The 25172-nt window shown below is 61.7% G+C and carries 23 protein-coding genes and 1 pseudogene; 7 read left to right on the forward strand and 17 right to left on the reverse strand.

Going from position 1 to position 25172, the window contains the following annotated elements:
* Positions 1-138 precede the first annotated feature (138 nt).
* Both purL and AC0IYS_RS15075 read left to right on the forward strand, forming a co-directional pair.
* Positions 139-4203 (forward strand): phosphoribosylformylglycinamidine synthase, encoded by a 4065-nt coding sequence (gene purL / locus AC0IYS_RS15070; protein WP_471705902.1) that lies wholly within the window; start codon positions 139-141, stop codon positions 4201-4203.
* A gap of 145 nt (positions 4204-4348) precedes the next feature.
* Positions 4349-5419, forward strand: a complete 1071-nt coding sequence (locus AC0IYS_RS15075; RefSeq protein ID WP_471705903.1) for a PEP-CTERM sorting domain-containing protein — start codon at positions 4349-4351, stop codon at positions 5417-5419.
* Positions 5420-5425: 6 nt separating this feature from the next.
* Here AC0IYS_RS15075 and AC0IYS_RS15080 read toward each other — a convergent pair whose 3' ends face one another.
* Complete coding sequence (locus tag AC0IYS_RS15080; protein ID WP_471705904.1) at positions 5426-6094, reverse strand: DNA alkylation repair protein; 669 nt, start codon at positions 6092-6094, stop codon at positions 5426-5428.
* A gap of 238 nt (positions 6095-6332) precedes the next feature.
* Here AC0IYS_RS15080 and AC0IYS_RS15085 point away from each other — a divergent pair, with 238 nt between their 5' ends.
* Complete coding sequence (locus tag AC0IYS_RS15085) at positions 6333-6764, forward strand: YeeE/YedE family protein (RefSeq protein ID WP_471705905.1); 432 nt, start codon at positions 6333-6335, stop codon at positions 6762-6764.
* A gap of 10 nt (positions 6765-6774) precedes the next feature.
* A complete protein-coding gene (locus tag AC0IYS_RS15090; protein WP_471705906.1) occupies positions 6775-7191 on the forward strand; it encodes a DUF6691 family protein in 417 nt (138 codons plus the stop codon).
* A 79-nt stretch (positions 7192-7270) separates the two neighbouring features.
* On the opposite strand, the gene AC0IYS_RS15095 is transcribed toward AC0IYS_RS15090, so the two are convergent.
* The 6 genes from AC0IYS_RS15095 to AC0IYS_RS15120 all read right to left on the reverse strand — a co-directional run bounded on the left by AC0IYS_RS15095 (position 7271) and on the right by AC0IYS_RS15120 (position 11850).
* On the reverse strand, positions 7271-8047 hold the full coding sequence (locus AC0IYS_RS15095; protein ID WP_471705907.1) for a peptidylprolyl isomerase: 777 nt from the start codon (positions 8045-8047) through the stop codon (positions 7271-7273).
* Positions 8048-8146: 99 nt separating this feature from the next.
* The gene (locus AC0IYS_RS15100; RefSeq protein ID WP_471705908.1) at positions 8147-8923 is read right to left on the reverse strand and encodes a peptidylprolyl isomerase; all 777 of its coding nucleotides are present in this window, start codon (positions 8921-8923) and stop codon (positions 8147-8149) included.
* 120 nt (positions 8924-9043) lie between these two features.
* Positions 9044-9316, reverse strand: a complete 273-nt coding sequence (locus tag AC0IYS_RS15105) for a BolA family protein (RefSeq protein WP_315219041.1) — start codon at positions 9314-9316, stop codon at positions 9044-9046.
* Positions 9313-9942 carry a septation protein A gene (locus tag AC0IYS_RS15110; RefSeq protein WP_471705909.1) on the reverse strand — a complete coding sequence of 210 codons (630 nt, stop codon included), beginning with the start codon at positions 9940-9942 and terminating at the stop codon, positions 9313-9315. Before AC0IYS_RS15110 ends, AC0IYS_RS15105 begins: the two co-directional genes overlap by 4 nt.
* An 18-nt stretch (positions 9943-9960) precedes the next feature.
* On the reverse strand, positions 9961-10359 hold the full coding sequence (gene msrB, locus AC0IYS_RS15115) for a peptide-methionine (R)-S-oxide reductase MsrB (RefSeq protein WP_315219039.1): 399 nt from the start codon (positions 10357-10359) through the stop codon (positions 9961-9963).
* A 12-nt stretch (positions 10360-10371) separates the two neighbouring features.
* A complete protein-coding gene (locus tag AC0IYS_RS15120) occupies positions 10372-11850 on the reverse strand; it encodes a protein adenylyltransferase SelO (protein ID WP_471705910.1) in 1479 nt (492 codons plus the stop codon).
* Between the two features lie 148 nt (positions 11851-11998).
* Here AC0IYS_RS15120 and AC0IYS_RS15125 point away from each other — a divergent pair, with 148 nt between their 5' ends.
* Complete coding sequence (locus tag AC0IYS_RS15125) at positions 11999-13672, forward strand: 3-(methylthio)propionyl-CoA ligase (protein ID WP_471705911.1); 1674 nt, start codon at positions 11999-12001, stop codon at positions 13670-13672.
* 60 nt (positions 13673-13732) lie between these two features.
* Here AC0IYS_RS15125 and AC0IYS_RS15130 read toward each other — a convergent pair whose 3' ends face one another.
* From AC0IYS_RS15130 to AC0IYS_RS15170, 9 genes and pseudogenes are all read right to left on the reverse strand, one after another.
* On the reverse strand, positions 13733-14026 hold the full coding sequence (locus tag AC0IYS_RS15130) for a hypothetical protein (protein ID WP_471705913.1): 294 nt from the start codon (positions 14024-14026) through the stop codon (positions 13733-13735).
* The gene (locus AC0IYS_RS15135; RefSeq protein WP_471705914.1) at positions 14023-14277 is read right to left on the reverse strand and encodes a hypothetical protein; all 255 of its coding nucleotides are present in this window, start codon (positions 14275-14277) and stop codon (positions 14023-14025) included. The genes AC0IYS_RS15130 and AC0IYS_RS15135 overlap by 4 nt, the downstream gene beginning before the upstream one ends.
* 57 nt (positions 14278-14334) lie before the next feature.
* Complete coding sequence (locus tag AC0IYS_RS15140; protein WP_471705915.1) at positions 14335-14574, reverse strand: hypothetical protein; 240 nt, start codon at positions 14572-14574, stop codon at positions 14335-14337.
* Positions 14575-15188: 614 nt separating this feature from the next.
* Positions 15189-15884, reverse strand: coding sequence for a DUF4197 domain-containing protein (locus tag AC0IYS_RS15145; protein ID WP_471705916.1), 696 nt, complete (start codon positions 15882-15884; stop codon positions 15189-15191).
* 60 nt (positions 15885-15944) lie between these two features.
* Positions 15945-16484, reverse strand: coding sequence for a chemotaxis protein CheW (locus AC0IYS_RS15150; protein WP_471708878.1), 540 nt, complete (start codon positions 16482-16484; stop codon positions 15945-15947).
* A 45-nt stretch (positions 16485-16529) separates the two neighbouring features.
* Positions 16530-17486: pseudogene (locus tag AC0IYS_RS15155) on the reverse strand (chemotaxis protein CheW); the annotation flags it as partial.
* A complete protein-coding gene (locus tag AC0IYS_RS15160; protein ID WP_471705917.1) occupies positions 17473-18048 on the reverse strand; it encodes a chemotaxis protein CheD in 576 nt (191 codons plus the stop codon). The gene AC0IYS_RS15160 and the pseudogene AC0IYS_RS15155, both read right to left, overlap by 14 nt.
* On the reverse strand, positions 18045-18887 hold the full coding sequence (locus AC0IYS_RS15165; RefSeq protein ID WP_471705918.1) for a CheR family methyltransferase: 843 nt from the start codon (positions 18885-18887) through the stop codon (positions 18045-18047). The genes AC0IYS_RS15160 and AC0IYS_RS15165 overlap by 4 nt, the downstream gene beginning before the upstream one ends.
* 9 nt (positions 18888-18896) lie before the next feature.
* Entirely contained in the window at positions 18897-20594 is a 1698-nt protein-coding gene (locus AC0IYS_RS15170; RefSeq protein ID WP_471705919.1) for a methyl-accepting chemotaxis protein, read from the reverse strand.
* A gap of 291 nt (positions 20595-20885) precedes the next feature.
* Here AC0IYS_RS15170 and AC0IYS_RS15175 point away from each other — a divergent pair, with 291 nt between their 5' ends.
* Positions 20886-22973 (forward strand): 3-hydroxyacyl-CoA dehydrogenase NAD-binding domain-containing protein, encoded by a 2088-nt coding sequence (locus tag AC0IYS_RS15175; RefSeq protein WP_471705920.1) that lies wholly within the window; start codon positions 20886-20888, stop codon positions 22971-22973.
* A gap of 205 nt (positions 22974-23178) precedes the next feature.
* Positions 23179-23826 (forward strand): PEPxxWA-CTERM sorting domain-containing protein, encoded by a 648-nt coding sequence (locus AC0IYS_RS15180; RefSeq protein WP_471705921.1) that lies wholly within the window; start codon positions 23179-23181, stop codon positions 23824-23826.
* Between the two features lie 67 nt (positions 23827-23893).
* Here AC0IYS_RS15180 and AC0IYS_RS15185 read toward each other — a convergent pair whose 3' ends face one another.
* Positions 23894-25126 carry a lipase family protein gene (locus tag AC0IYS_RS15185; protein WP_471705922.1) on the reverse strand — a complete coding sequence of 411 codons (1233 nt, stop codon included), beginning with the start codon at positions 25124-25126 and terminating at the stop codon, positions 23894-23896.
* Between the last annotated feature and the right edge of the window lie 46 nt (positions 25127-25172).

The raw sequence follows: 25172 nt of genomic DNA on the forward strand, positions 1-25172 counted from the left end.
GCAGTTTTTGGGTGGAAATGGCGCTGTATGGAGAAGCTGCTAACGGGTATAATGCGCGCAAAGGAACACTGCAAGAATTAGCCTCATGCCTCATCGCCCTTTAATCCGCAGCCTTGCTGCATCAACCATCCTCCAAATATGTTGATTCTGCCGGGCTCCAACGCCCTGTCCGCATTCCGTAGCCAACGCCTGTTGACCCAACTGCAAGCCGCGCTGCCGTCCGTCGCCGCCGTCCAGGCGCGCTATGTCCACTTCATCGATGCCGCCCAGCCGCTGTCGGCCGACGACACCAGCCGCCTTGGCGGCCTGCTGACCTACGGCGAGCCGGCCCACGCCGACAACACCGAAGGCGCGGTCGAAGAGTTCTTCGTCATCCCGCGTTTCGGCACGATCTCGCCGTGGGCCTCCAAGGCCACCGACATCGTCCACAACTGCGGCATGACGCACGTCAAGCGCGTCGAGCGCGGCATCGCCTTCCGCATCAACCTGAAGACCGGCATTTTGGGCAGCAGCATCGGCGCGCCGAAGAAGCTGTCGGACGCGGAAGTGCAAACCGTCGCGGCCCTGCTGCACGACCGCATGACCGAATCGGTGCTGCGCTCGTCGGAGGAGGCGGCAGGCCTGTTCCGCAGCCTGGACGCCAAGCCGCTGGAGTCGGTCGATGTGATCGGCATGGGCAAGAACGCGCTGGAGAAGGCCAATACGGACCTGGGCCTGGCGATGTCGGACGACGAGATCGAGTACCTGGACGCCGCCTTCACCAAGGCCGGCCGCAATCCGACCGACGTCGAACTGATGATGTTCGCACAGGCCAACAGCGAGCATTGCCGCCACAAGATCTTCAACGCCGACTGGACCATCGACGGCGTGGCGCAGCCCAAGTCGCTGTTCGGCATGATCAAGAACACCCACCAGTTGCAGCCGAAGGGCACCATCGTCGCCTACAGCGACAACTCGTCGATCATGGAAGGCGCCGAAGTGATGCGCTTCTTCCCGCAGGGCGAGGCGCAGCAGTACGCGCCGATGACGGAGTTGACGCACACCCTGATGAAGGTGGAAACCCACAATCACCCGACCGCCATTTCGCCGTTCCCGGGCGCCTCCACCGGCGCCGGCGGCGAGATCCGCGACGAGGGCGCGACCGGCCGCGGCGCCAAGCCGAAGGCCGGCCTGACCGGCTTCACGGTCTCGAACCTGCTGCTGCCTGGTGCCGTGCAGGCCTGGGAAAACGATATCGACGTGACCGCGCCGCTTAGTGGTCAAAGCGGTTACCGCGACAGCGCGTCCGCCAAGGCCTACGGCAAGCCTGACCGCATCGCCTCGGCGCTGCAGATCATGATCGAAGGTCCACTCGGCGGCGCCGCGTTCAGCAATGAATTCGGCCGTCCGGTGCTGGGTGGGTACTTCCGCACCTACGAACAGAATATCGGCAAGCAGTTCGCCGGCGCCCAGGACACCGTGTTCGGCTACCACAAGCCGATCATGATCGCCGGCGGCATTGGCAATATCTCCGGCCAGCACACGCACAAGAACGACATCCCGGTCGGCAGCCTGCTGGTGCAGCTGGGCGGCCCCGGCATGCGCATCGGCATGGGCGGCTCGGCCGCGTCGTCGATGGCGACCGGCACCAACACGGCCGACCTGGACTTCGATTCGGTCCAGCGCGGCAATCCGGAAATGGAACGGCGCGCCCAGGAAGTGATCAACGGCTGCTGGCAGTTGGGCGCGAACAATCCGATCATCTCGATCCACGACGTTGGCGCCGGCGGCTTGTCGAACGCCTTCCCGGAGATCACCAACGACGCCAAGCGCGGCGCGATTTTCGACCTGCGCAAGATCCCGCTGGAAGAAAGCGGCATGGCGCCGAAAGAAATCTGGTCCAACGAATCGCAGGAACGCTATGTGCTGGCCATCGCGCCGGAGAGCCTGCCGATGTTCAAGGCGCTGTGCGAGCGTGAGCGCTGCCTGTTCGCTGTCGTCGGCACCGCCACCGAAGAGCGTCAATTGAAGCTGATCGATCCGGAGCTGGGCAACGAGCCGGTCGACATGCCGATGGACGTCCTGCTAGGCAAACCGCCGAAGATGCAGCGCGACGCGCATCACGTGCAAAACGACTTCCCGGCCATCGACCTGACCGGCATCGAACTGGAAGAAGCGGCCAAACGCGTGCTGCTGCTGCCGACCGTGGGCGACAAATCCTTCCTGATCACCATTGGCGACCGCACCGTGGGCGGCATGTCCGTGCGCGACCAGATGGTCGGCCCGTGGCAGGTGCCGGTGGCCGATTGCGCCGTCACGGCGATGAGCTTTAAAGGTTATCTGGGCGAGGCGATGGCGATGGGCGAGCGTACGCCGCTGGCCGTCATCAACGCCGCCGCGTCGGGCCGCATGGCCGTCGCCGAGTCGATCACCAACATCGCCGCCGCGCCGATCAAGGACATCTCCGACATCAAACTGTCGGCCAACTGGATGGCCGCCTGCGGCCAGCCGGGCCAGGACGCGGCGCTGTTCGACACCGTCAAGGCGGTCGGCATGGAACTGTGCCCGGCGCTGGGTATCAGCATCCCGGTGGGCAAGGATTCGCTGTCGATGCGCACCACGTGGAAAGACGATGGCGATTCTAAAGCCGTCACTTCGCCGGTCTCGCTGATCGTCTCGGCCTTCGCGCCGGTGTACGACGTACGCAAATCGCTGACGCCACAGATCAAGACGGACGCCGGCGACACCGCCATCATTCTGATCGATCTGGGTCGCGGCAAGAACCGCCTGGGCGCCTCCGCGCTGTCGCTGGTCATGGGCCAGCTGGGTAACGAGACGCCGGACGTCGACAGCCCGGAAGACCTGAAGGCCTTCTTCGCAGCGATCCAGCAATTGAACGCCGACGGCAAGCTGCTGGCCTACCACGATCGCTCCGACGGCGGCCTGTATGGCACCCTGACCGAGATGGCCTTCGCCGGCCGCGCGGGCCTGTCGATCAACCTCGACATCCTGACCCTGGAAGAGGGCCACGGCGCCGACCAGGGCGACGCCAAGAACTGGACCGGCCAGATCGCCGAGCGCCGCAACGAGCAAACCTTGCGCGCGTTGTTCTCCGAGGAGCTGGGCGCGGTGATCCAGGTGCGCGCCGACGAGAAGTCGCTGGTCATGGACGTGCTGCGCTCCTTCAACCTGGGTGCGTGCAGCCATATCATCGGCAAGCCGAACGACCGTGGCGTGATCGAATTCACCCGCGACGCCAAGATCATCTACAACCAGCCGCGCGCCGCGCTGCACCGTTTGTGGAGCGAAACCAGCTGGCGCATCGCCCGCCTGCGCGACAATCCGGCCTGCGCCGACGCCGAATACGACCGCATCCTGGACGAAGCAGAACCGGGCATGACGCCGAAGATCACCTTCGACCTGACCGAGAACGTCGCCGCGCCGTTCATCGCGACCGGCGTGCGTCCGCGCGTGGCGATCCTGCGCGAGCAGGGCGTCAACTCGCACATCGAGACCGCGTACGTGATGCACCAGGCGGGCTTCAACGCCGTCGACGTGCACATGAGCGATCTGATCGCCGGCCGCGTCAAGCTGGACGACTTCCAGGGCGTCATCGCCGTCGGCGGTTTCTCGTACGGCGACGTGCTGGGCGCCGGCGAGGGCTGGGCCAAGACGATCCTGTTCAACGCCGCCTTGTCCGAGCAGTTCGCCCGCTTCTTCGCGCGCGCCGACAGCTTTGGCCTCGGCGTCTGCAACGGTTGCCAGATGATGAGCAATCTGAAGTCCATCATCCCGGGCGCGCATGCGTGGCCGAAGTTCACCACCAACAAATCGGAGAAATTCGAAGCGCGCTTCGCGATGGTGGAAGTGCTGGATTCGCCGTCGATCTTCTTCAACGGCATGGCGGGCACGCAGACGCCGATCGCCATCGCCCACGGCGAAGGCTACGCGGACTTTAGCCAGACCGGCAACATTGCCGAAGCCGTGGCGGCGATGCGTTTCGTCGACCAGCGCGGCGCGGCCACCGAGGCTTATCCGTTCAACCCGAACGGCTCGCCGCAGGGAATGACGTCGGTGACCACGGCCGATGGCCGCTTCACCGTGATGATGCCGCACGCCGAACGGGTGTTCCGCTCGGTGCAGCAGTCTTGGCATCCGGAAGCGTGGGGCGAGGATTCGCCCTGGATGCGCATGTTCCGTAACGCGCGCAAGTTCGTCGGCTGATCGGGTCGCGATGAAAAAAACCGGAGCGATCCGGTTTTTTTTGGTTTTAATATGGTTGGGCAGTAGCAAACCGTTAATTATATTAAATTCAATGTTATTATTTTGAATGGCGCTTTTGCCAACTAAGTTAATCATTGGAGATTCTATGAAACTGCGCGTTCTCGCATCGCTGTTGAGCGTTCTTGCCTGTTCTGCCCAAGCGGCGGCACCGGCGCACTATTCGGTTACCTCGCTGGGGGACCTTTACGCCAGCGATCTGAATAATCTAGGGCAGGTGGTCGGTGGCTTCATCTCGGGCCAATATGCCGGTCAAGCGGGCATTTACAGCAACGGCGTGGCATCCACCCTTGCCGGCCTTTCCGGTGTGCGTACGCTGTCCGGCATCAACGATAGCGGCCAAATTGTCGGCAATGCGGGTACGTATGAGGATGAAGGCTTCATCTACTCGGGCGGTACGATGACCATGCTGACCCCGTCTGGAAATGGCGTCTTTTCAGCCGTAGATATCAATAACGCCGGCCAGGTCGGCGGCACCCACTACGGGAGTGGGGAGAGTGGCGAGTACACCCAGGACGCAGCGATATATTCGAACGGCGCGATCAGCCACGCGAATTTCGGTGGACTAGTTACCCGGGTAAGCGGCATCAGCGAAAATGGGGCCGTCTACGGTTCCGCTGGCACAGCCGATGGCTTGGTCGCTTTCACCTACCAGAACGGTGTGATGACCGATTACTCCTCCCAGCTCGGCAATTTCAGCGTCATTGCAGACGTTAACGATAAAAACCAGCTCGTTGGCACGAATATGGGAGGCACTTTCCCCAGCTATTTCATCTCGGGCGGTGTCGCGCGCTACGCCGGCGACAACGTCGGCCTGAGTTCCTTGAATAACGCCGGTTTGGCAGTTGGCAGTCGCTATGCCTTCGCCCCAGACGGCAGCGGCGGCGTGGTTGGCGGGCTGCTGTGGATCGATGGCACCTCCTACGATCTGAACTCGCTGATCGATCCAGCGGCCGGGTGGACCATCACGACGGCGAACAAGATCAACGATCGCAATCAGATTCTGGCGGAAGGTTGCAACGCCAGCGGCTGCGGTTCATTGTTGCTGTCGCCGCTGGCCGCGGTGCCGGAAGCTGACACCTATGCCATGATGCTGTTGGGCATCGGCACCATTGGCGCGGTTGCGCGCCGTCGTCGCAAACAAGCGGCGACCGTATAACACCGATCATGTATCGGAGGCGATATGCTTATTCGCCTCCCGATAACTGAGCGGAGAAAGTCTGCCTTTCTCCGCCGAGGTGAATTCCCTCACGGCCTGCGGCGCGTGCCGCGCATAATCGCGTAATGCCCATCCTATTGCTTTTTGGATAAAGAATTCTTTTTCATGCGCCCGCATAAGCGCGTAGGAAAACAGCCGATTCCGGTCGGTTTGATCGCCCCATCCCAACTGGTGTAATAACGCGATCCGCCGCACCCACATATTCTCATGCGCGATTGCCTGATCCATTCCGTCGTGTCGGGGACGTAAAACTTTGCCGACCACCGATGCAATCGCATCGACCGTATCCCAACAGGATTTCGATTGCGCCAATCCCATCAAAGAAGGTAAATGCCCGACATCGAGTTTATCGGCATGCATGGCGAGTAAATCGATTGCCGCATATTGATATTCCCGCTCAGGGTAATCCCACAGCGCACGCGCCATTGCAATAAACTGGTCCGCGCTGTGTGATTTCATTCCTTTGTAAATCTGCTTGGTCGCCGCGCGCCGCGCCGGCGTTCCAATGCCCAGAAACTCAAACTGATCGCGCATATAAGCGGCCATGGGTGCACGACGAGCCGGGTCGGCAACATCTTGAAGGGCGAGCGCAATAGCGCCAATATCCGGTTTCATGGGCACACAAGAGTTACCAGTGATAGATTCGAGCCAGATACTAGCACGTAACCACCAAAATCTGGCACATCTTGCATGGGCAGGTGATACAAGTACCCATCTAAACCACGTAGGGCGGATTAGCGCAGCGTAATCCGCCGAGCTCCTTCGACTGCCCCAAAAACCAACACCGAGGACAGATGCTATAGTTCAAATCAGCGCAACACTAACCCATCCTTCGATCGCAAAAAGGAACACAATGTCAATTGACTGGCAATCCTTCACTCCATGGGCGTCGCTGGCTGGCGGCCTGTTAATCGGCACAGCAGCTAGTCTGCTGATTTTATTCAATGGAAGAATAGCCGGAATCAGCGGAATAATCGGCGGTTTATTCCACCCGCAAAAAGGTGATGCAAGCTGGCGCGCAGCATTTATTGCCGGGCTGCTTCTCTCGCCTTTAATCTATCGGCTATTCACCGAACTACCCACCATTCAAATCGACGCCGGTTACGGCATTTTGCTCGCCGCAGGCCTGATCGTGGGCTTGGGAACACGCTACGGTTCCGGCTGCACAAGCGGCCATGGCGTCTGCGGTTTATCCCGGCTATCGCCACGTTCTCTGGTCGCGACTATAACCTTCATGGCAGCGGGATTCGCCGCGACTTACGTGGTCCGCCATTTAATCAACTAGAGGAGGCCATATGCCGATACTCACCGCATTACTGGCCGGAGTGATTTTCGGCCTCGGCCTGATATTGTCCGGAATGGCCAATCCCGCCAAGGTGCTGGGGTTTCTCGACCTGGCTGGCGCCTGGGACCCGTCCCTGATCTTCGTCATGGGCGGCGCGATCGGCGTGGCCTTGGTCGGCTTCGCGACGGCCGCGCGGCGCAAATTGACGCCGACCGGCGAGCCGATCAACCTGCCCACCGCACGCCAGATCGACCGCCCGCTGGCGATCGGAGCGCTGCTGTTCGGCATCGGCTGGGGCATCGCCGGCTTCTGCCCGGGCCCGGCGCTGGTCGGCGTGGGCATGCTGGAACCCAAGGCGCTGCTGTTCGTCGTGGCCATGCTCGCTGGCATGGGCCTGTTCGAATGGCGCCGTCGCACCAAGGCCTGAAAAGCAAAACGCCCGATAAACTTCATCGGGCGTTCCTTCAGGGCAGGCGGCCGGGCCGCACTGCTTGAGCCTGCCAGTATTACTGGACCTTGGCTTTCTTGATCAGTTCGTCGCGGTAAGCGGCGATCTTCTTCTGTTGCAGCGCCTCGGAAACCTGGCCCTTGACTTCGGCCAGCGCCGGCAGCTTGGTCGCGCGCGACTCTTCCAGCTTGATGACGTGGTAGCCGAATTCGGTCTTGACCGGGGTTTCGGTGATCGCGCCTGGTTTCAGGGCGACCATGGCGTCAGCGAAAGGCTTGACCAGCTTGGCAGGAGTCATCCAGCCCAGATCGCCGTCGTTGTTGGCCGAACCATCCTTCGAGACTTTGGCCAGTTCTTCGAACTTGCCGCCGGCTTTCAGCTTGGCGATGATGTCCTTGGCTTCCTGTTCGGTCGCGACCAGGATGTGGCGCGAGTGGTATTCCTTGTCGCCGACGGCAGCTTTGTACTTGTCGTACTCGGCCTGGATTTCAGCATCCTTGACCGGGTTCTTCTTGACGTAGTCCGCCAGCATGGCGTTGATGGTGATGCTCTGCGCGGCGTTGTCGATGGCCGACTTCACTTCCGGCTTGGCGCCATAGCCTTGCTTGCTGGCTTCCTGCAGCAGCACTTCGCGGCCGATCAGTTCCTTCTTGACCATTTCGCGCAGTTGCGGGCTGTCAGGCTGCTGGCCTTGGGCGACCACTTGCTTGACCATCTGGTCTACCTTGGCGGCAGGAATAGCCTTTCCATTGACGGTCGCGGCGTTTTGCGCGAAAACCGGGGCTGCAACGACAGCGATCAGTGCTAACAACAGACGGGCTGGCTTCAACATCATTATTAAATCCTATAAAAAAACAAGAAATCGCACTCGGCGGTGCATTGTACCAACGCAGAATCAAAAACGGCGCCCCGCAGGGCGCCGCTATCTATAACATTACTGCACTTTTGCTTTCTTGACCAGTTCTTCCTGATACGCCTGCAGCTTCTTCTGCGCCAGCGCTTCGGAGATCTGCGGCTTGACTTCTTCCAGGGTCGGCAGCTTGGCCGGACGGATGTCGTCGACCTTGATGACGTGGAAACCGTTCGGGGTCTGCACCGGCTTCTCGGTCACGCCACCTTTTTGCAGGGCCACGAAGGCGGCCGAGAACGCTGGTGGGAAGGACGAAGGCGAGGCCCAGTCCAGATCGCCGCCGTTGGCAGCCGAACCGGTGTCTTTCGACGTCTTGGCCAGATCTTCGAACTTGGCGCCGGCCTTGAGCTTGGCGATCACGTCGTTGGCTTCGGCTTCGGTCGTGGTCAGGATGTGACGCACGTGGTATTCCTTGTCGCCGGCCTGTTTCGTGAAGCGGTCGTACTCGGCCTTGACGTCGGCGTCGGCGATCGGGTTCTTCTTGATGTAGTCGGCGATCATCGCGTTGATGATGATGGCCTGGCGGGCGTTGTCGATCTGCGCCTTGACAGCCGCATCCTTGCCGAAGCCTTGTTTTTCCGCTTCCTGCATCATCACTTCACGGCCGATCAAGTCTTTCTTGATCAGTTCGCGCAGTTGCGGCGAGTCCGGCTGCTGGCCCTGGGCGACGACTTGCTTGACGACCGCTTCGACGCGCGAGGTTGGGATGGCTTTGCCATTAACAACGGCAACGTTCTGTGCGAATGCAGGCACGGCGACAACGAGAAGTGCGATCAGCAAACTGGCTGGCTTGAAAGTCATTATTAATTCCTGTAAGGGGAAAGTTTTAGCGAAATTGCCTGGAAGGAGTTCGGTCAGCTATCTGTCTTTGTGTTCAGTTATTCTTGAAACCGATAGGACCGCTCCTCACCGGGCGCTACATCATACTTCGGACGGAGCCAATGCGGTAATGGCCAATGCATGTATTTCACTATGCATCATATCGTGCACGGAATCATACACGAGTCGATGTCTTGTGACGAGTTTCAGGCCCTCGAATTGTAACGAAACGATTCTGACATTGTAGTGACCACCTCCGGAGGCCGCGCCGGCGTGGCCGGCGTGCATTGCGGAATCGTCTTCCAGCACCAATTCCACCGGCGACAAAGCAGCCTGGAAGCGGCCGCGCATGCGGTCCATGCGGGTATCGCTCATGTCGGATCCTTCATATGGCGCGACAAATAAATTGTCTGCGCAACGATAAACACAAACATGATGGCGGTCGATCCAAACGCCTTGAAGCTGACCCAGGCGCTGGTATCGCCCTTATAAAGAACGAAGGCGACATACCAGTTGAGGATGCCCATGGCGGTGAAGAAACCGATCCACGCCAGATTGAGGCGCGACCAGATCACATCCGGCAGCTCGATGATTTCGCCCATCGATTTGCGCATCAGATTCTTTTTAAAGACGAATTCGCTGACCAGCAAACCGACGGCAAAGAACCAATAGACGATACTCAGTTTCCATTTGATGAATACTTCATCGTGCAAGTAAATCGTCAGGCCGCCGAAAAACACAAACATGCCCAGCGAGAACCACATGAGGAATTCGACTTTCTGTCCGCGCAGCTTCAGATAGGCGATCTGGGCGATGGTGCCGATGATGCCGACCAGGGTGGCCAGCACGATCGGCGACTGGTCCGCGGTGACCGAACCGCCGGAGATGATGCCGCTCAGATAAGTGTTGATGAAGTGCTGCGAGGCCTCGGCATTGGCGCCGGACAGCTTATAGGCGCCGAAAAACAGCAGGACCGGCAAAAAGTCGAACAGAAATTTCATGGTGTCTTATAGCGTTTATTAGTCTTGTGGATCAAATCGCAAGGAGGCCGAATTGATGCAGTAGCGCAGGCCGGTCGGCGGCGGGCCGTCCGGGAACACGTGGCCCAGGTGGGCATCGCATACCGCGCAAATGATTTCGGTGCGCAGCATACCATGGGTTCGGTCGGTTTTCTCGATCACGTTGGCCGGGTCCAGTGCTTCGAAATAGCTCGGCCAGCCGCAGCCGGAATCAAACTTGGCGTCGGAACGGAACAGCGGCGTGTCGCAGCACACGCAGGTGTAGATGCCGTGCTCGTGATGATCCCAGAATTTACCGGTAAATGCACGCTCGGTGGCGGCATGCCGCGTCACCTGGTATTCCATCGGGTCCAGCATGTCGCGCCATTCGGCATCGGATTTGGTTACTTTTGTGGTCATGGATTGGCTCGCTTAAGAAGAACAGCTGACTTCGAGATGGCTTGCCCAGTCCGGCGGCAAAGCGGCGTAGTGGTCGTGCTCGGGCTGTTCGTCGTAGGGGCGCTGCAAGACCTTCAGCAGGCGCTCCACCTCGGAAAAGTCCTTGTTTTGCGCTTTCTCGATGGCCACTTGGGCCAAATAGTTACGCAGCACATATTTGGGGTTGATTTTGTTCATCGCAAGCTGACGTCGGGCATCGTCGCTGGCCTCGGCGTGCAGGCGCTCGCGGTATTGGATGGCCCAAGCGTCGAAGGCTGGGCGGTCGATGAACAGGTCGCGCAGTGGTTCGTCGCCGCTGGCGTCGGCCGCCTTGAGGCCACCCAGTTCGCGGAAGAAGAGAGTGAAATCGACGCCGTTGGCTTGCATAAGCGCGAACATGGCGTCGAACAGCGCTCGGTCGGCGTCTGCATGCTGCTCCAGCTGGGTCAGACCCAGCTTGGCGTGCAGCAGCTCGTCCAGCTTGGCGGCGAATGCCGGTTGATACACATCAAGCGCCGCCTGTGCGGCCTCGACCTCGCCGATCAGCGGCAGCAGCGCCTGGCCCAGCGCGTAGCAGTTCCAGTGGCCGACCTGCGGCTGGTTGCTGTACGAGTAGCGGCCCTGCTGATCGGTGTGGTTGCAGATATGGCCGGGATCGAAGGCTTCCATGAAGCCGAACGGGCCGTAATCGATCGTCAAGCCCAGGATCGACATATTGTCGGTGTTCATCACGCCATGCATGAAGCCGACCGCCTGCCAGTGCGCGATCATGTGGGCGGTGCGGATGCTGACTTCGCGCAGCAGGCCGACGTACGGGTTGTCTTCGGCGCGCAGCTCCGGGTAAGACCGGTCGATGACGTAGTCGGCCAGGATTTTCAGCTCGTCCGGCTTGTTGCGGTAGAACCAGTGCTCGAAGGAGCCGAAGCGCACGAAGCTGGGCGCCATGCGCACCACGACGGCCGACGTTTCGACCGTTTCGCGCATCACGCCCTGGTCCGAGCCGGCAACCGACAACGCGCGCGAGGTCGGAATGCCGAGCGCGTGCATCGCTTCCGAGCACAGGAACTCGCGGATCGACGAGCGCAAGACGGCGCGGCCATCGCCCATGCGGGAATAGGGCGTCATGCCGGCGCCTTTCCACTGCAGTTCCATCGGGCCGTCGGCTGTGTCCACTTCGCCGAACAGGATGGCGCGCCCGTCGCCGAGCTGGCCGGCCCAGACGCCGAACTGATGGCCGGAATAGACGGCCGCCAGCGGCAGAGAGCGCTCCGGCACGGCGTTGCCGATCAAAATGTCGACGTTATCGGCCAGTTGCGCGGGCATCAGACCGATCAGCGCGGCGGCCGGCTCGCTGACGGCGACCAGATACGGTGCGGGCAGCGGGGTAGGCATGAGCCGCGTATAAAAAGCGGGCGGCAAGGACGCAAATGAATTGTCCAGCGGCAAATTGGAAGCAGTAATAGTCGTGTCCATTCAAGTAGGCTCGGCGGGGCTACCGCCGATGATTTGGTGATTTTACCGCAGGCTTTAGGTGCTGCATTGCAGCATCGAAAACCGTTGACGGTGCTTGTTCCGCCCCTCCACACTTGTTTGCATAAATAACCATGTTGCGGAGCGTGTCATGCAATTCCCGAGTTCGGAGAATACGGCGGCTACACCGGCGCCGTTGATGGGCCAGATGATGAGCCAGCCCTTGCTGATCTCCAGCATTATCGAGTTCGCCGCCCGGCACTACGGTGGCAGCGAAATCGTCTCGCGCCGGGTGGAAGGCGACCTGCACCGCTACACCTTCCGCGAATGCCACCAGCGCGCCAAGCGGCTGGCGAACGCGCTGCACGGACTCGGCGTAGGGCAGGGCGAGCGGGTGGCTACCTTGGCGTGGAACGGCTACCGTCACCTGGAAGCGTACTACGGCGTGTCCGGTTCCGGCGCCGTCTTGCACACGATCAACCCACGCCTGCATCCCGAGCAACTGGCCTATATCTGCAACCATGCCGAGGACCAGTATCTGCTGTTCGATTTCTGTTTCCTGCCACTAGTTGAGGCCATCGCTGCCCATTGCAAGACGGTCAAGGGCTTCATCCTGATGGGCGCCGCCGACCGCATGCCGGCCGAAACCAGGATCCCCAATCTGCTGTGCTACGAAGACCTGATCAGCGCCCACTCGGACGACTACGTCTGGCCGCAGTTCGACGAGAACACGGCCGCCACCTTGTGCTATACCTCCGGCACCACCGGCAATCCCAAGGGCGCGCTGTATTCGCACCGCTCGACGGTGCTGCATGCCTATGCGTCGGCCATGCCGAACGCGCTCAACGTCTCCTCGCGCGACGTCGTGATGCCGGTCGTGCCCATGTTCCACGTCAACGCTTGGGGGCTGCCGTACTCGGTGCCGCTGTCGGGCGCCAAGATGGTGTTCCCCGGCGCCGCGCTGGACGGCAAATCGGTCTACGAGCTGTTCGAGAGCGAGCGCGTGACGTTCTCGGCGGGCGTGCCGACCGTCTGGCTGGGGCTGATCAACTACGCGCTGCAGAACAAGCTGAAGTTTTCGACCTTCCGCCGCACGGTGATCGGCGGCTCTGCCTGTCCGCCGGCGATGATGAATACCTTGATCGACGAATTCGGCGTCGAGGTCATTCACGGCTGGGGCATGACGGAAATGTCGCCGCTGGGCACGACCGGCGGCTTGCTCAGCAAGCACACCGAGCTGCCAAAGGAGCAGCAGCGCGCCATCCTGCAAAAGCAGGGGCATGCGATTTTTGGTGTCGACATGAAGATCGTCGACGACGATGGCAAGGAATTGCCGTGGGATGGCGTCAGTTACGGTCACTTGCTGGTGAAAGGGCCGTGGGTGCTGGCGAGCTACTTCAAGGACGAGGGCGGCGATGTGCTGGAGGACGGATGGTTCCCGACCGGCGACGTCGCCACCATCGACGCGGACGGCTTCATGCAGATCACCGACCGCAGCAAGGACGTGATCAAGTCCGGCGGCGAATGGATCGGCACCATCGACCTGGAAAACGTCGCCATGGCGCATCCGGCGGTGATGCAGGCGGCGTGCATCGGCGTGGCGCATCCGAAGTGGGACGAGCGGCCGTTGTTGGTGGTGGTGCTGAAGCCGGACAAGCACGTCAGCCGCGAAGAACTGCTCGCGCATTTCACCGGCAAGGTTGCCAAGTGGTGGTTGCCGGATGACGTGATCTTCGCTGAGGCCTTGCCGGTCGGCGGCACTGGAAAGATCCAGAAAAATAAACTACGCGAGCAGTATCGGGACTACCAATTGCCGACAGTTTAGAAACCCTATGCCAGGACACAAATTTTCAACCGACCATATCCGCGACTGCACGCGGCCACTTCAATCGATGCGGTACTTCTTTACAACAGGCGCCGCTACTTCTTCGATACGAAACATCCCCGGGCGCGTCCAGGTAACTGCTTTGAAAGACCGATTGAGAATACCTTTCTCATTGAGCTCTCGCAGCAGTTCAGCCGGGGGCCAGCCAGCCGGTTCATCAACGAAGGCGAAGCCGTCATCAATGAGTCGCGCCACCATCGATGCGAGTTCGACATCGTTGGTGAACTCCAACCGGGAGACCTGTTCACCAGACGTATGCACGCGGCCATTTTGAATTAGTGACACGTATTTCATAAGGCATTCTCAACCAGGTCAGCTAACTTGCTGAAAAAACTAATCGCCAGGTGGATGTCGTCTTGCGTGTCCCCATCCCACTCTTCGATAGTCGCCAGCTCTTCTCTCAGACCGTCGATGCGCGCACGAATCTCGGCCAACTCGGCAACGCCGCACTGCGCCACGATGATCGGGAGTTTCGCATCAGGAATGCGCTCCCAAGGCTGCAGTCCTTCTTTCGCCTGAAGTAAAAGATTTTGTAAGTGGCTCATATGATATCAGCCGTTGTCAGCGCTGCCTGATTGAATAAATTGTCGTAAAAATTGGGCTCATTGGAAAGTGAGTACGCAAGCTGCTGCTTCAGAACCCAATAAGACATTGACTTGGATGGAAGCAGCAGGCATCAAGTCCGCGTACTCGTCCGACAGATACGCGATTACCGCCTCATCCTCCCAAGGACCGAGCGAGGTCTTGAAGCCGGCGTAGCGGTACTGTATCTCACGCCATGAACTGAAACGTTCCTTGGAAACCAGCATCGCAGATTCAGTGTAAATAATATGTAGTTCCATAAACCGAGGCTGAGGTCATCGCTACGCGACATGAATAGGACCCACGATTGCGTGGCCTGATGAATTAAAGAAACTACCGCCAGCGAATCCATGAGGCTGGCGCTCGATATACGCTCGCGCGCTGGCAACAGAAACTTCAGCCATGCTCTCAGGGACAACCTGAACGCGCCACCAGCGTCCGGAGCGGCTGTACTGTGGCTCTTCAATCAGATACGTCAGCCACACAGCACCGCACCGTTTGCATGTCGACAGAGAGACCTCTGCGCCGCGTGCATCCTCACCAATCTCGACGGTATCGTAATCCGTAAAATAAAATGGTGGACGCTGACATTTACATGAGATCTGCACCACGGTTCCTAACTTGAAAACAAGCGACAGCTGAAACCTCCAGCATACACGTTTGGCTGCGTTTTCAGGGCAACGATCGCAAAGGCGATTCCAGTCTAATCGAGCGGGCGCCACTGCCTCTTTTGGACTCAATTAGACCGCAAACGCGCGATTTAGACCGAAATAGACTGAGTCACGAAAAAAGAGACCGGGGTCCGTGCACTTAAATATGGCAGACTGGGCGCAATCATGCACGTTGTACGAGAGCAGGGCTGCGCTTGTCAGCATTACTTAATCGCCCCAAACACCTTGCCAATCAACTTGCTACCAGCGCCCAGCGGATCGGCACGGATGGCTTTCTCCTCCTCGCCGATCATCGTGTACAGCCCATCCAGCGCGCGCTTGGTGACATAGCCCTCGACCGTCCGCTGGTCTTCCGACACCAGCCCCATCGTCGGCGCCATCGCCATCGTGGAATTGTATTGGGTCGACAGCTTTGAGCGGTCAGTGACCTTTTTGACGATCGGCAGGAACTGCACCGCCAGCTTGGCCGACGTTTTCTCGCGGAAGAAATCGGTCACCGACGTCTCGCCGCCGGTCAGGATATTCTTGGCATCGGTCACGCTCATCGACTTGACCGCATCCATCAACAACGGCTTGGCCATCGGCACGGCCGCTTCGGCGGCATGGTTCATCTGTACCACCAGGTCGTCGAGTTTTTGAGCCTTGCCGGTCATTTGCAGCAACGGACGCGCTTGTTCCAGGATCTTCGGCAGCTTGATACGCACCTTCTCATTATTCAAAAAACCGTTTTCGGCGCCCAGCTTCGCTACCGCCAGGCTAGAGCCTTGCTCCAGCGCCGCCTTCAAGCCGCCGGTGGCGTCCTTGTTGGTGAGGTCGGACAGGGAGAGGGCGAAGGCGCTGGCGGCAACCAGCCCGAGCGGGAGCAGCGCAAAGGCGCGAAGGGAAGTAACGGCGGACATGATGAACCTCGATAAAAAACCGGCGGCCGCCGGCACCCCGCCACTGTACCCGAGGCCGTATCAAGCCGCCAGTGCGGGCATTTCGCGGGCCAGACGCTGTAGCAGGCGGTCGCATTCGAACACGCTGAGCGTCTTGTGGCTGTCGCCTTCGCCTTCGATGTCGATCACTTCCTCCATCTCGCCGCGCGGGCCGTCGTTGACGCTGCTGTTGCGCATCATCTTCGGCGCGGTGAAGCGGCGGTTGTCGTTGACGGTCATGATGTTTTCGACCGCGTCGACGAGCAGCCCATAGCGGTCCCGACCGCGCTCGATGACCAGGATCTTGGCCTGTCCGGTCTGCGGGGCAGGCGCCATCTGGTACAGGCTGCGCAGGTCGATCACGCTGATCATCTGCTGGCGCAGGTTGAGCATGCCGCGCATGAACGGCGGCATGCCGGGCGCGTGGGTGACGGCGTCGGAATAGTCGATGATCTCGCGCACCTGCTTGATCTCGACCGCATAAGTGTTCTCCAGCGCGAAAGTGATGTAGACCTGGCGCTGGTTGCGGCGCGCGCGGCCGTCTTCCTTCGCTGCGGCACCCGACTCGTCCTTCGGATACAGGTTGGCGTGGCCGGTGCGCATCGCCACGATCTCGGCGCTCGACAGGATCTGGCGATGGTCCAGCAGGATGATGTCGCCCAGCTCCGGCTTGGAGATGCAGCCGCCGAACATGCCGGCGCGCGCCTTGCCGAGCATCGGGATCGGCATGATCTCCTCGCTGAAGAAGTTGACGATGTTGTCGACCGAGTCGACCAGGAAGCCGATGGTGGCGTCGTCGATGCGGGCGATCACCACCCGCTGGTCCGGGTGGACCACGCGCTCGGCCGGCGGCGAGGAGGTGGCGCCAGGCGTCAGCAAGGTGTGGAAGCACACCACCGCCACCGGGCTGCCACGGAAGTTGATGCGGCCCAGGCACAGCGCGCTGTTGAGCACCGAGGCCTGGATCTCGGGCACGCGGATGATTTCCTGGATCGCGCCCATCTCCAGCGCGAACGACGAGCTGCCGACGCGGAAGCTGACGCATTGGCGCCGCTCGCCCTGGTGCCGGCGCGCCGCCTGGCGGCCCGCGCCTTGCAGCGCCAGCACCTGCGGCACATTTTCGATGCGCGCCAGCGCGGCCGGGTCGAGCACTTGCAGCAGCCGGGCGCCGTCCTCGAGCAGGATGGTGCCGGCCACCACGCCGTGGCTTTCGCCGGACGCGTAGCTCAGCGTGCTGCGCTGCTCCGGGCGCACGCGCAGGATTTCGCCGGTGGCGTGGAACAGCAGGCCGACCAGCACGCCGTCGTAATCGAGGATGGCGATCTTGTGCGTCGGCTCGGCGGCCGGCGCGGTAGGGTTGAACACGCGGCCCAGGTTGACCACCGGGATCACGCTGCCGCGCAACGTGAACATGCCTTCCAAAAACGGCGGCGACAGCGGCAGCGCGGTCATCTTGTCAGGGAAATTGACCACTTCGCGGATGCACAGCGCGGGCAGGGCGAATTCGTCGGGGCCGAGCACGAAGGAGCCGAACAGTTCGGTCGGCCCGGCGGCGGCCGGCGTTTTTTGTTCAAGCATGTGCATGGTGGCGTTCCCGGGACTGGGGGGCGATGTCTTCGATCTGGTAACTGCACGTGGCGCAATCGACGGCCAGGGTGCGGCCGGTCTTGCCGCCGACGCGGCAGTCCAGCACGTTCAGGCCGTACAGCTTGAGGTATTTGCGGGCGGCGTCGGCGTTTTGCTGGCCGATCTGGAAGCGCGACGAGCAGGCGTCGAGCATCATGCCGCCGCCGGCCACCACCACCACGATGTCGGCGTAGTCGGCCGTGGTGGCGCCCATCAGGCGCAGCAGCGATGGCACCGCATGGCTGACGTAGCGCGCGCCCGGTTCCGTTTGCGGCATGGCCGCCTCGGCCAGCAGGCAATGGGCCAGGCCGCAGCGGCCACGTTTTTTCCACAGGAAGGCGATGCCGACGCAGGAACCCAGCAGCACCTTGAGTTGGTCGGTGCGGCCGCCGATTTTCAGTTCGCCGATGCCAACGTGGCGGAACGGACCGGCGATGCGGCCGGCCGCGTCTTCCGGAGCGTCCCAGGTCAAGGCTGGAAGGACGGCGGCGCCGCCGAGGGTGGAATGGAGTGAGATCATGGTTGGCTACCCAGCGTATAAATCAACGGCCGCTCGAACTGCCAGGCGGTATCGAGGCCTGTCATCGATTCGGATTCGCCCAGGATCAACCTGGCTTGGGGCGCCATACTGTGGCGGACTTGCTGGAGCACGGCCTGTTGGTGTTCCTGGTCGAAATAGAACAGGACGTTACGCAGGAACACGAGGTCGAACTTCTGGTTTGTGAACGGCGACGGCGGCCGCAGCGGCTTGAGCAGATTGTGCTGGGCCAGCGTGACATGCCGTTTGAGCACGTCGACCACTTGCAGGCCATCGGCGCGCGCCGTGAAATATTTAGCGACCCAATCCGGGTGCGAGGCCAGCAGGCGCTCCACCGAGCGCCCCGCGTAGTCGCCGGCGCGTGCCTGCGCCAGGATCTGGCGCGAGATGTCGGTGCCCAGTATCCGGTAGCGGAAGCCCGGCGCCAGCGCCGCGAACTGGTCGCACAGCATGGCGATCGAGTACAGCTCCTCGCCGCTGCTGGCCGCCGCCGACCACACCGTCAGCGTCTGGCCCGGATGCTCGCGCCACCAGCGCGGCAGGAATTCGCTTTCAACGTAGTCCCACACGTGCTGCGTGCGGAAAAACAGCGTGTCGTTGGTGGTGACCAGGTCGATGAAGTGCGGCACCTCGGCGTGGTCGTCGCGTACCTTTTGAACGTACGCCTGGTAGCTGCCGATGTCGAGCGCCAGCATCCGCGGCCGCAGGCGCCGCTCCAGCAGCACGCTTTTGCGGTCGCTCATGGCGATGCCGGTGTGCTCGCGCACCAGCGCGATCAGCGCCGACAAGGTCGCCGGTTGGATGCCCGCGCTGTTGTCCACGGGCGCGCCTTAGACCACGAAGCCGGAAACGGTTTTGTTCAGGTCGCCCGCGCGCTCGTTCAAGCCCTCGGTCGAGCGGGCGATGCTGTCGCAGGCGGCGGCGGTCTTCTCGGCCTCCTCGGCGATGTATTGCACCGCCGTGCTCACCTCGCGCGCCGTGAGCAGCTGCTCGTTGGTGGCCTTGGAGATGTCCGAGATGGCCATGGTCGTCTTGGCCACGCCGGCGACAATCTTGTCGAAGGCGTCGCTGGCCTGGCGCGAGATCTCGCTGCCGGCCGAGACGCGCTTGACCGATTCGTTGATCAGCTTGGAGATTTCCTTGGTCGCCTGCGAGGAGCGCTCGGCCAGCTTGCGCACCTCGTCGGCCACCACCGAGAAGCCCAGGCCGTGCTCGCCGGCGCGGGCGGCCTCGATGGCGGCGTTGAAGGCCAGCATATTGGTCTGGTTGGCGATCTCGCTGATAACCTTGACGATCTCGCCGATGTCCTCCGACGAGCGGTTGATCAGGTCCATCGCCTCGATCGACTTGGCCACCGCCTTGGCGCCGGCCTCGGCCTCGCGCTGGGTGTCCTTGGCCAAGGTGTCGGCGTTGGAGGTGTTGCCGGCGATGATGTCGATCGAATTGGTCAGGCCATCGATCGAGGCGTTCATCTCCTCGACGGTGGCGCCCAGCGCCTGGGTGCCGTTGGCCACGCTGCCGGAACGGTCGGCGATGGTGGTCGAGGCGTCGGCGAAGCCGTTGGCCGAGGCCACCACCTCGCCGATGACCTTGCGCAGGTCGGCGATCATCTTGCTGATGCCTTCGGCCAGATGGTCGAGCGGCTCGTCGCCCTCGACCGCGATGGTGCTGGTCAGGTCGCCTGAGGCGGCGCGCTCGACCGACGCGAGCAGGCGCTTGATCTTGGCGCCGTCGGAGGCCGCCTGCGCGGCGACCGAATTCTCCAGGTCCACCTGCGCGGTAATATCGCTGGCGAACTTCACCACCTTATAGGGCTTGCCATTCAAATCGAGAATGGGATTATAAGTAGCCTGTATCCATACTGTTTTGCCATTATTGCCGATCCGTTTATAACGGCCCGCATCGAATTCGCCGCGATTGAGTTTTTGCCAGAAACGTTTATAGTCCGACCCCGTCGCATATTCCGGTTCGCAGAACATGCGGTGATGCTCGCCGCGAATATCGTCGATGGTGTAGCCCATCGTGCTGAGGAAGTTGTCGTTGGCGCACAGCACGTGGCCGGTCATGTCGAATTCGATCACCGCCTGCGCCTTGGACATGGCGGCGACCTTGCTCTCGTACTCGGCGTTCTTGATCTTGCTGTCGGTGATGACGGTGGCGAACTTGATGATCTTGTAGGCCTTGCCGTGGGCGTCGATGATCGGGTTGTAGGACGCGTTGATCCACACTTCGCGCCCGCCTTTGCCCATGCGCTTGTAGTCGCCGCGGTCGTATTCGCCGCGTCCGAGGCGCGCCCAGAAGTCCTTGTACTCGGCCGTTTTGACGTAGTCGGGGTCGCAGAACATCGCGTGGTGGCGGCCCTGGACTTCGGCCAGCGTGTAGCCGACGGTGGCCAGGAAATTCTCGTTGGCATGCAGGATAATGCCTTCGAGATCGAATTCGATCAACGCCTGCACCCGGTTCAGCGCGGTATTAATCGCCGCCAAATCCTGATCGCCCGATTGAATCGCCTGTGTATGCGCATCCATAGAAATCCTATATATAAGGTAATAATAATGGGTAGATAATGTTGTGCGCTGATGGCATCGGCGGCGCGGCTTTATATTATTTGTCCTATTCAAGTTGGAAGACAAGCTGAGCCTTAAGTTTGCGTCGCGCCGTGTCACATATTTTCCACTCGGGACGACGGTTTCTCCGCGTTTAAAAGCGTGGCCGCCGCATTCAAAAGCGGGCGCCCGTCGAAGCGAAATTCCGGTACGATCGTTCTTTTTTGCGGTATAGTTGGTTCGTTCCGTTTCACACAACAATAAGGAAGAGACATGACCGCTGAATATCACGTCCACGGCGCCGTCGCCGTTGTCACCCTCAACAATCCGCCGGTCAACGGCCTGGGCCTGGCCACCCGCACCGCCGCCGTCAAGGGCATCCAGCAAGCGCTGGCGGATTACGCGGTCAAGGCGATCGTCATCACCGGCGCCGGCAAGGCGTTCTCGGGCGGCGCCGACATCAAGGAATTCAATTCGCCCAAGGCGCTCGCCGAGCCCAGCCTGCACACCCTGATCGCCACCGCCGAAGGCGCGACCAAGCCGGTGGTGGCCGCCATCCACACGGTGTGCATGGGCGGCGGCCTGGAGCTGTCGCTCGGCTGCCATTACCGGGTCGCCATGCCGGACGCGCAGATCGCGCTGCCGGAGGTCAAGCTCGGCCTGCTGCCGGGCGCCGGCGGCACGCAGCGCCTGCCGCGCGTGCTGGGCCTGGAGATGGCGCTCAACATGATCGTCTCGGGCACGCCGGTGGCGTCCGAAAAGCTGGCCGGCACCGCGCTGTTCGACGAGGTGTTCGCGGCCGACGCCGACCTGCTGGCCTCGGCGATCGCCTTCGCCGAGAAGATCGCCGACGCGCGTCCGCTGCCGAAGGTGCGCGAGCGCAAGGTCGACTACCCGAACCACGAAGCATTCCTGCAGTTCTCGCGCAACACGGTCAAGGCCATGGCCGGCCCGTTCCCGGCGCCGCTCGAGTGCGTGGAGACGGTGGCCGCTTCGGTGACGATGAAGTTCGACGTCGGCATGAAGTTCGAGCGCGAGCGCTTCATGCACCTGATCGGCACCACCGAATCGAAGGCGCTGCGTCACGCCTTCTTCGCCGAGCGGGTCGCCAGCAAGGTGCCGGACGTGCCGGCCGACACCCCGACGCGCGCGATCAAGCAGGCGGCCGTGATCGGCGCCGGCATGATGGGCGGCGGCATCGCCATGAACTTCCTCAACGCCGGCATCCCCGTCAAGCTGCTGGAGACCAAACAGGAGGCGCTGGACAAGGGCCTGGCCACCATCCGCAAGAATTACGAAAGCACGATGAAGAAGGGCAAGCTGACGCAGGAGAAGTTCGACCAGCGCATGGCCCTGGTCAGCGGCACCCTGGCCTACGAGGACATCGCCGAGGCCGATATCGTGGTCGAAGCCGTGTTCGAGGAGATGGGCGTCAAGGAGGCGGTGTTCCGCCGGCTCGACGACGTCATGAAGCCGGGCGCGATCCTGGCCACCAACACCTCGACCCTGGATGTCGACCAGATCGCCGGCTTCACCAAACGGCCGCAGGACGTCGTCGGCACCCACTTTTTCAGCCCGGCCAACGTGATGAAGCTGCTGGAGATCGTGCGCGGCGCGCAGACCGGCAAGGACGTGCTGGCGACGGCGCTGGCGCTGTCGAAAAAGCTCAAGAAAACCGGGGTCGTCTCCGGCGTGTGCGACGGCTTCATCGGCAACCGCATGATCGAGCAGTACAGCCGCCAGGCCGGCTTCCTGCTGGAGGAGGGGGCCTTGCCGGAGCAGGTCGACAAGGCCGCCGAGAAGTTCGGCTGGGCGATGGGGCCGTTCCGCATGGCCGACCTGGCCGGCAACGATATCGGCTGGGCCATCCGCAAGCGCCGCTATGTCGAAAAGCCGGAGATCAGCTACTCGAAGACCGCCGACCTGCTGTGCGAGATGGGCCGTTACGGCCAGAAGACCGGCGGCGGCTGGTATGACTACAAGCCGGGCGACCGCAAGGCCTACCCGAACGCCGAGGTCGACGCGATGATCGTCGCCCACTCGGCCGAGCTGGGCATCACCCGGCGCAAGATCGGCGACCAGGAAATCGTCGAGCGGCTGGTGTATGCGCTGGTCAACGAGGCGGCGAATATCCTGGAGGAGGGTATCGCCCTGCGCGCGTCCGACATCGACATGGTGTATCTGACCGGCTACGGCTTCCCGCTGTTCCGTGGCGGGCCGATGTTCTACGCCGATACCGTGGGACTGCCAAACGTGCTGGCGGCCATCGACAAGTATGCGCAAGGGCGCCGCGGCGAGGCGTGGCAGCCGGCGCCGCTGCTGGTTCGGCTGGCCGGCGAGGGCAAGGGTTTCAATAGCTGATCACCGCGCAGTTGTTGTCAGATGCTCACATGCAATAAGGAAAATTTAATAGCCTGTGAGCATTTTCGTTAAAAGCTGGGTATAATTCTCGAAAGCACAATTTCATCGAAGCCCTAAAAAACGGTTCGAGTCGCAGCGTGAACAGCTTGGCATCCCCATCGATGCCCCACGTTACCACCCAACCATCCACTATTTAGAGGCATAAATGAAACGCACCATCATCTTCGCAGTACTCGCCATCAGCGCATTCTCGACCGCCCAGGCGGCCAACATCAACGGTCTGTTCAACACCGGCATTGGCGCCAACGGCACGGCCGACGCGCACTACACCTTGAGCGCGGCCAGCAGCGACACCGCGATCGCCAACACCGTCCCGGTCATCACCTACGACAACCAATGGCCGATCAGCCCTTGGATGGCCAACGACAGCACCTCCAAGTGGATCACGCCGACCAGCAACCAGGCGCAAAGTTTCGACGCCTGGAGCGCCGGCACCTACACCTACTCGCTGTCGTTCGACCTGAGCGGCTACAAGGCTGGTAGCGCCGGCTTCAGCGCCCGCATGGCCGCCGACAATTCGGTAGTGGTGCTGCTCAATAACCAGCAGATTTCCAGCGCCAGCGGCTTCATGGGCTGGAGCGACTTCGCCTCGAACGGCGGCTTCGTCGACGGCGTCAACAAACTGGACTTCGTGGTCACCAACTGGGCGCAAAACAGCGGCAACCCGACCGGCCTGCGCGTCGAATTCACCAACAGCACCGTCGCGCCGGTGCCGGAGCCGGAAACCTACGCCATGATGTTGGGCGGCCTGGCACTGGTGGGCGCCATCGCGCGCCGCCGCAAGTCAAAATAATAACAAGTGGGTTCAGCCTTGGGGCCGCCAGCGATGGCGGCCTTTTTTTCGTCTGGCGGCGCGTTGCTTATAGCGCGCCGCAATTGCTGGCTGCGGCGCGTCCGCTGAAGCGCTCCTCGAACCATGCCAGCAAACCCTTGGCCGCCTCCCCGACCACCGCCCCGTGGTCCAGTCCGGGGAACTCCTGGTAGTCGACCGCCGATCCGGCGTTGCACAATGCGGCGCGCTCGCGCTTGGTCAGCGACACCGGGGTGGTGGTGTCCGCCGAGCCTTGGTAGATCTTGAACGGCATCGAACCGCGCGGGGCGAAGTTATCGACAGCCGTCATCGCCGTCCACCAGGCTGTGCCGGGGGACAGCGCGCCGGGCACGTAGGCGTCCTTGACGCCGGCGGCGGCGTTCCACACGTCGAAGCAGCCGCTGGCGAGCACCGGCAACTGTTCCATCGCTTCCGGCGTGAGGAAGTCGCGGTACTTCAGCGCCGGAAAGTAAGCCTGGATGCCAGGCAAGGTCGAGATCACGTAGCCGGCGTTTTCCGTGCTGGTCATCGAATTCAGCGTCAAGTCCTTGATGCGCACCGCCGGCGCGATCAACGCCGCGCCCACGCCGGTGAACTCCGGCGCGTAGCTTGCGGCGATATTTTCCGCCCACATTGTCGTCTGGCCACCCTGCGACCACCCGTACATGACGTAACGCCGCGAGGCATTGGCGTCGCTAAACTTCTGCGCCACGCGCAACATGTCGAGCGAGGCGCGGGCGTTCGGCTGGCCGGCCATGTAAAAGGCGGGGCCGGGCAGGCCAAGCCCCGGATAATCGCTCATGACTACCACGTGGCCCTTGGCCAGCAACGCCTCAAGCGCCGGCACGCGCTCGCGGCCGGCTTCGACCCGGCTACGGCGCGACGGCGCGCAGGCGTCCGCCAGGCCGGCCGTCTCGTGGTTCCACAGCACCACGTCGCGGGGGCCGCCCGCAGACCCGGTGGGGATATAGATTTCCCCGGAAACGTAGGCCAGTTTGCCCGGCCGAATCTCCGAGACGTAGACGACGTCCCACGCCTTGGCGCCGGCCGGAGCGTCTGTGCGCAACTGGGCCTGCAAAATGTCGCCGGCTGCGGAACCGGCGGGTGGTGTCGCCGTGATATCCCAGAAGGAGGTGCCGAGCGACACCTCCTTAAAGCCCGCCATGTTCGCCGCGTGTGCGGTGTTGTCGCCGCAGCCGCTGAGCATTGCGGCTGACAGCGCCGCGCCGCAGGCGAGCAGCAGCGCGCCGGCCCGCACCACCGTTGTGTGATTGATTGCCATGATGAGTCTCCTTTTATCGTTGTGGATGATATTTATCAGGTGGCCT

The organism is Duganella sp. AC237 (assembly GCF_979254035.1).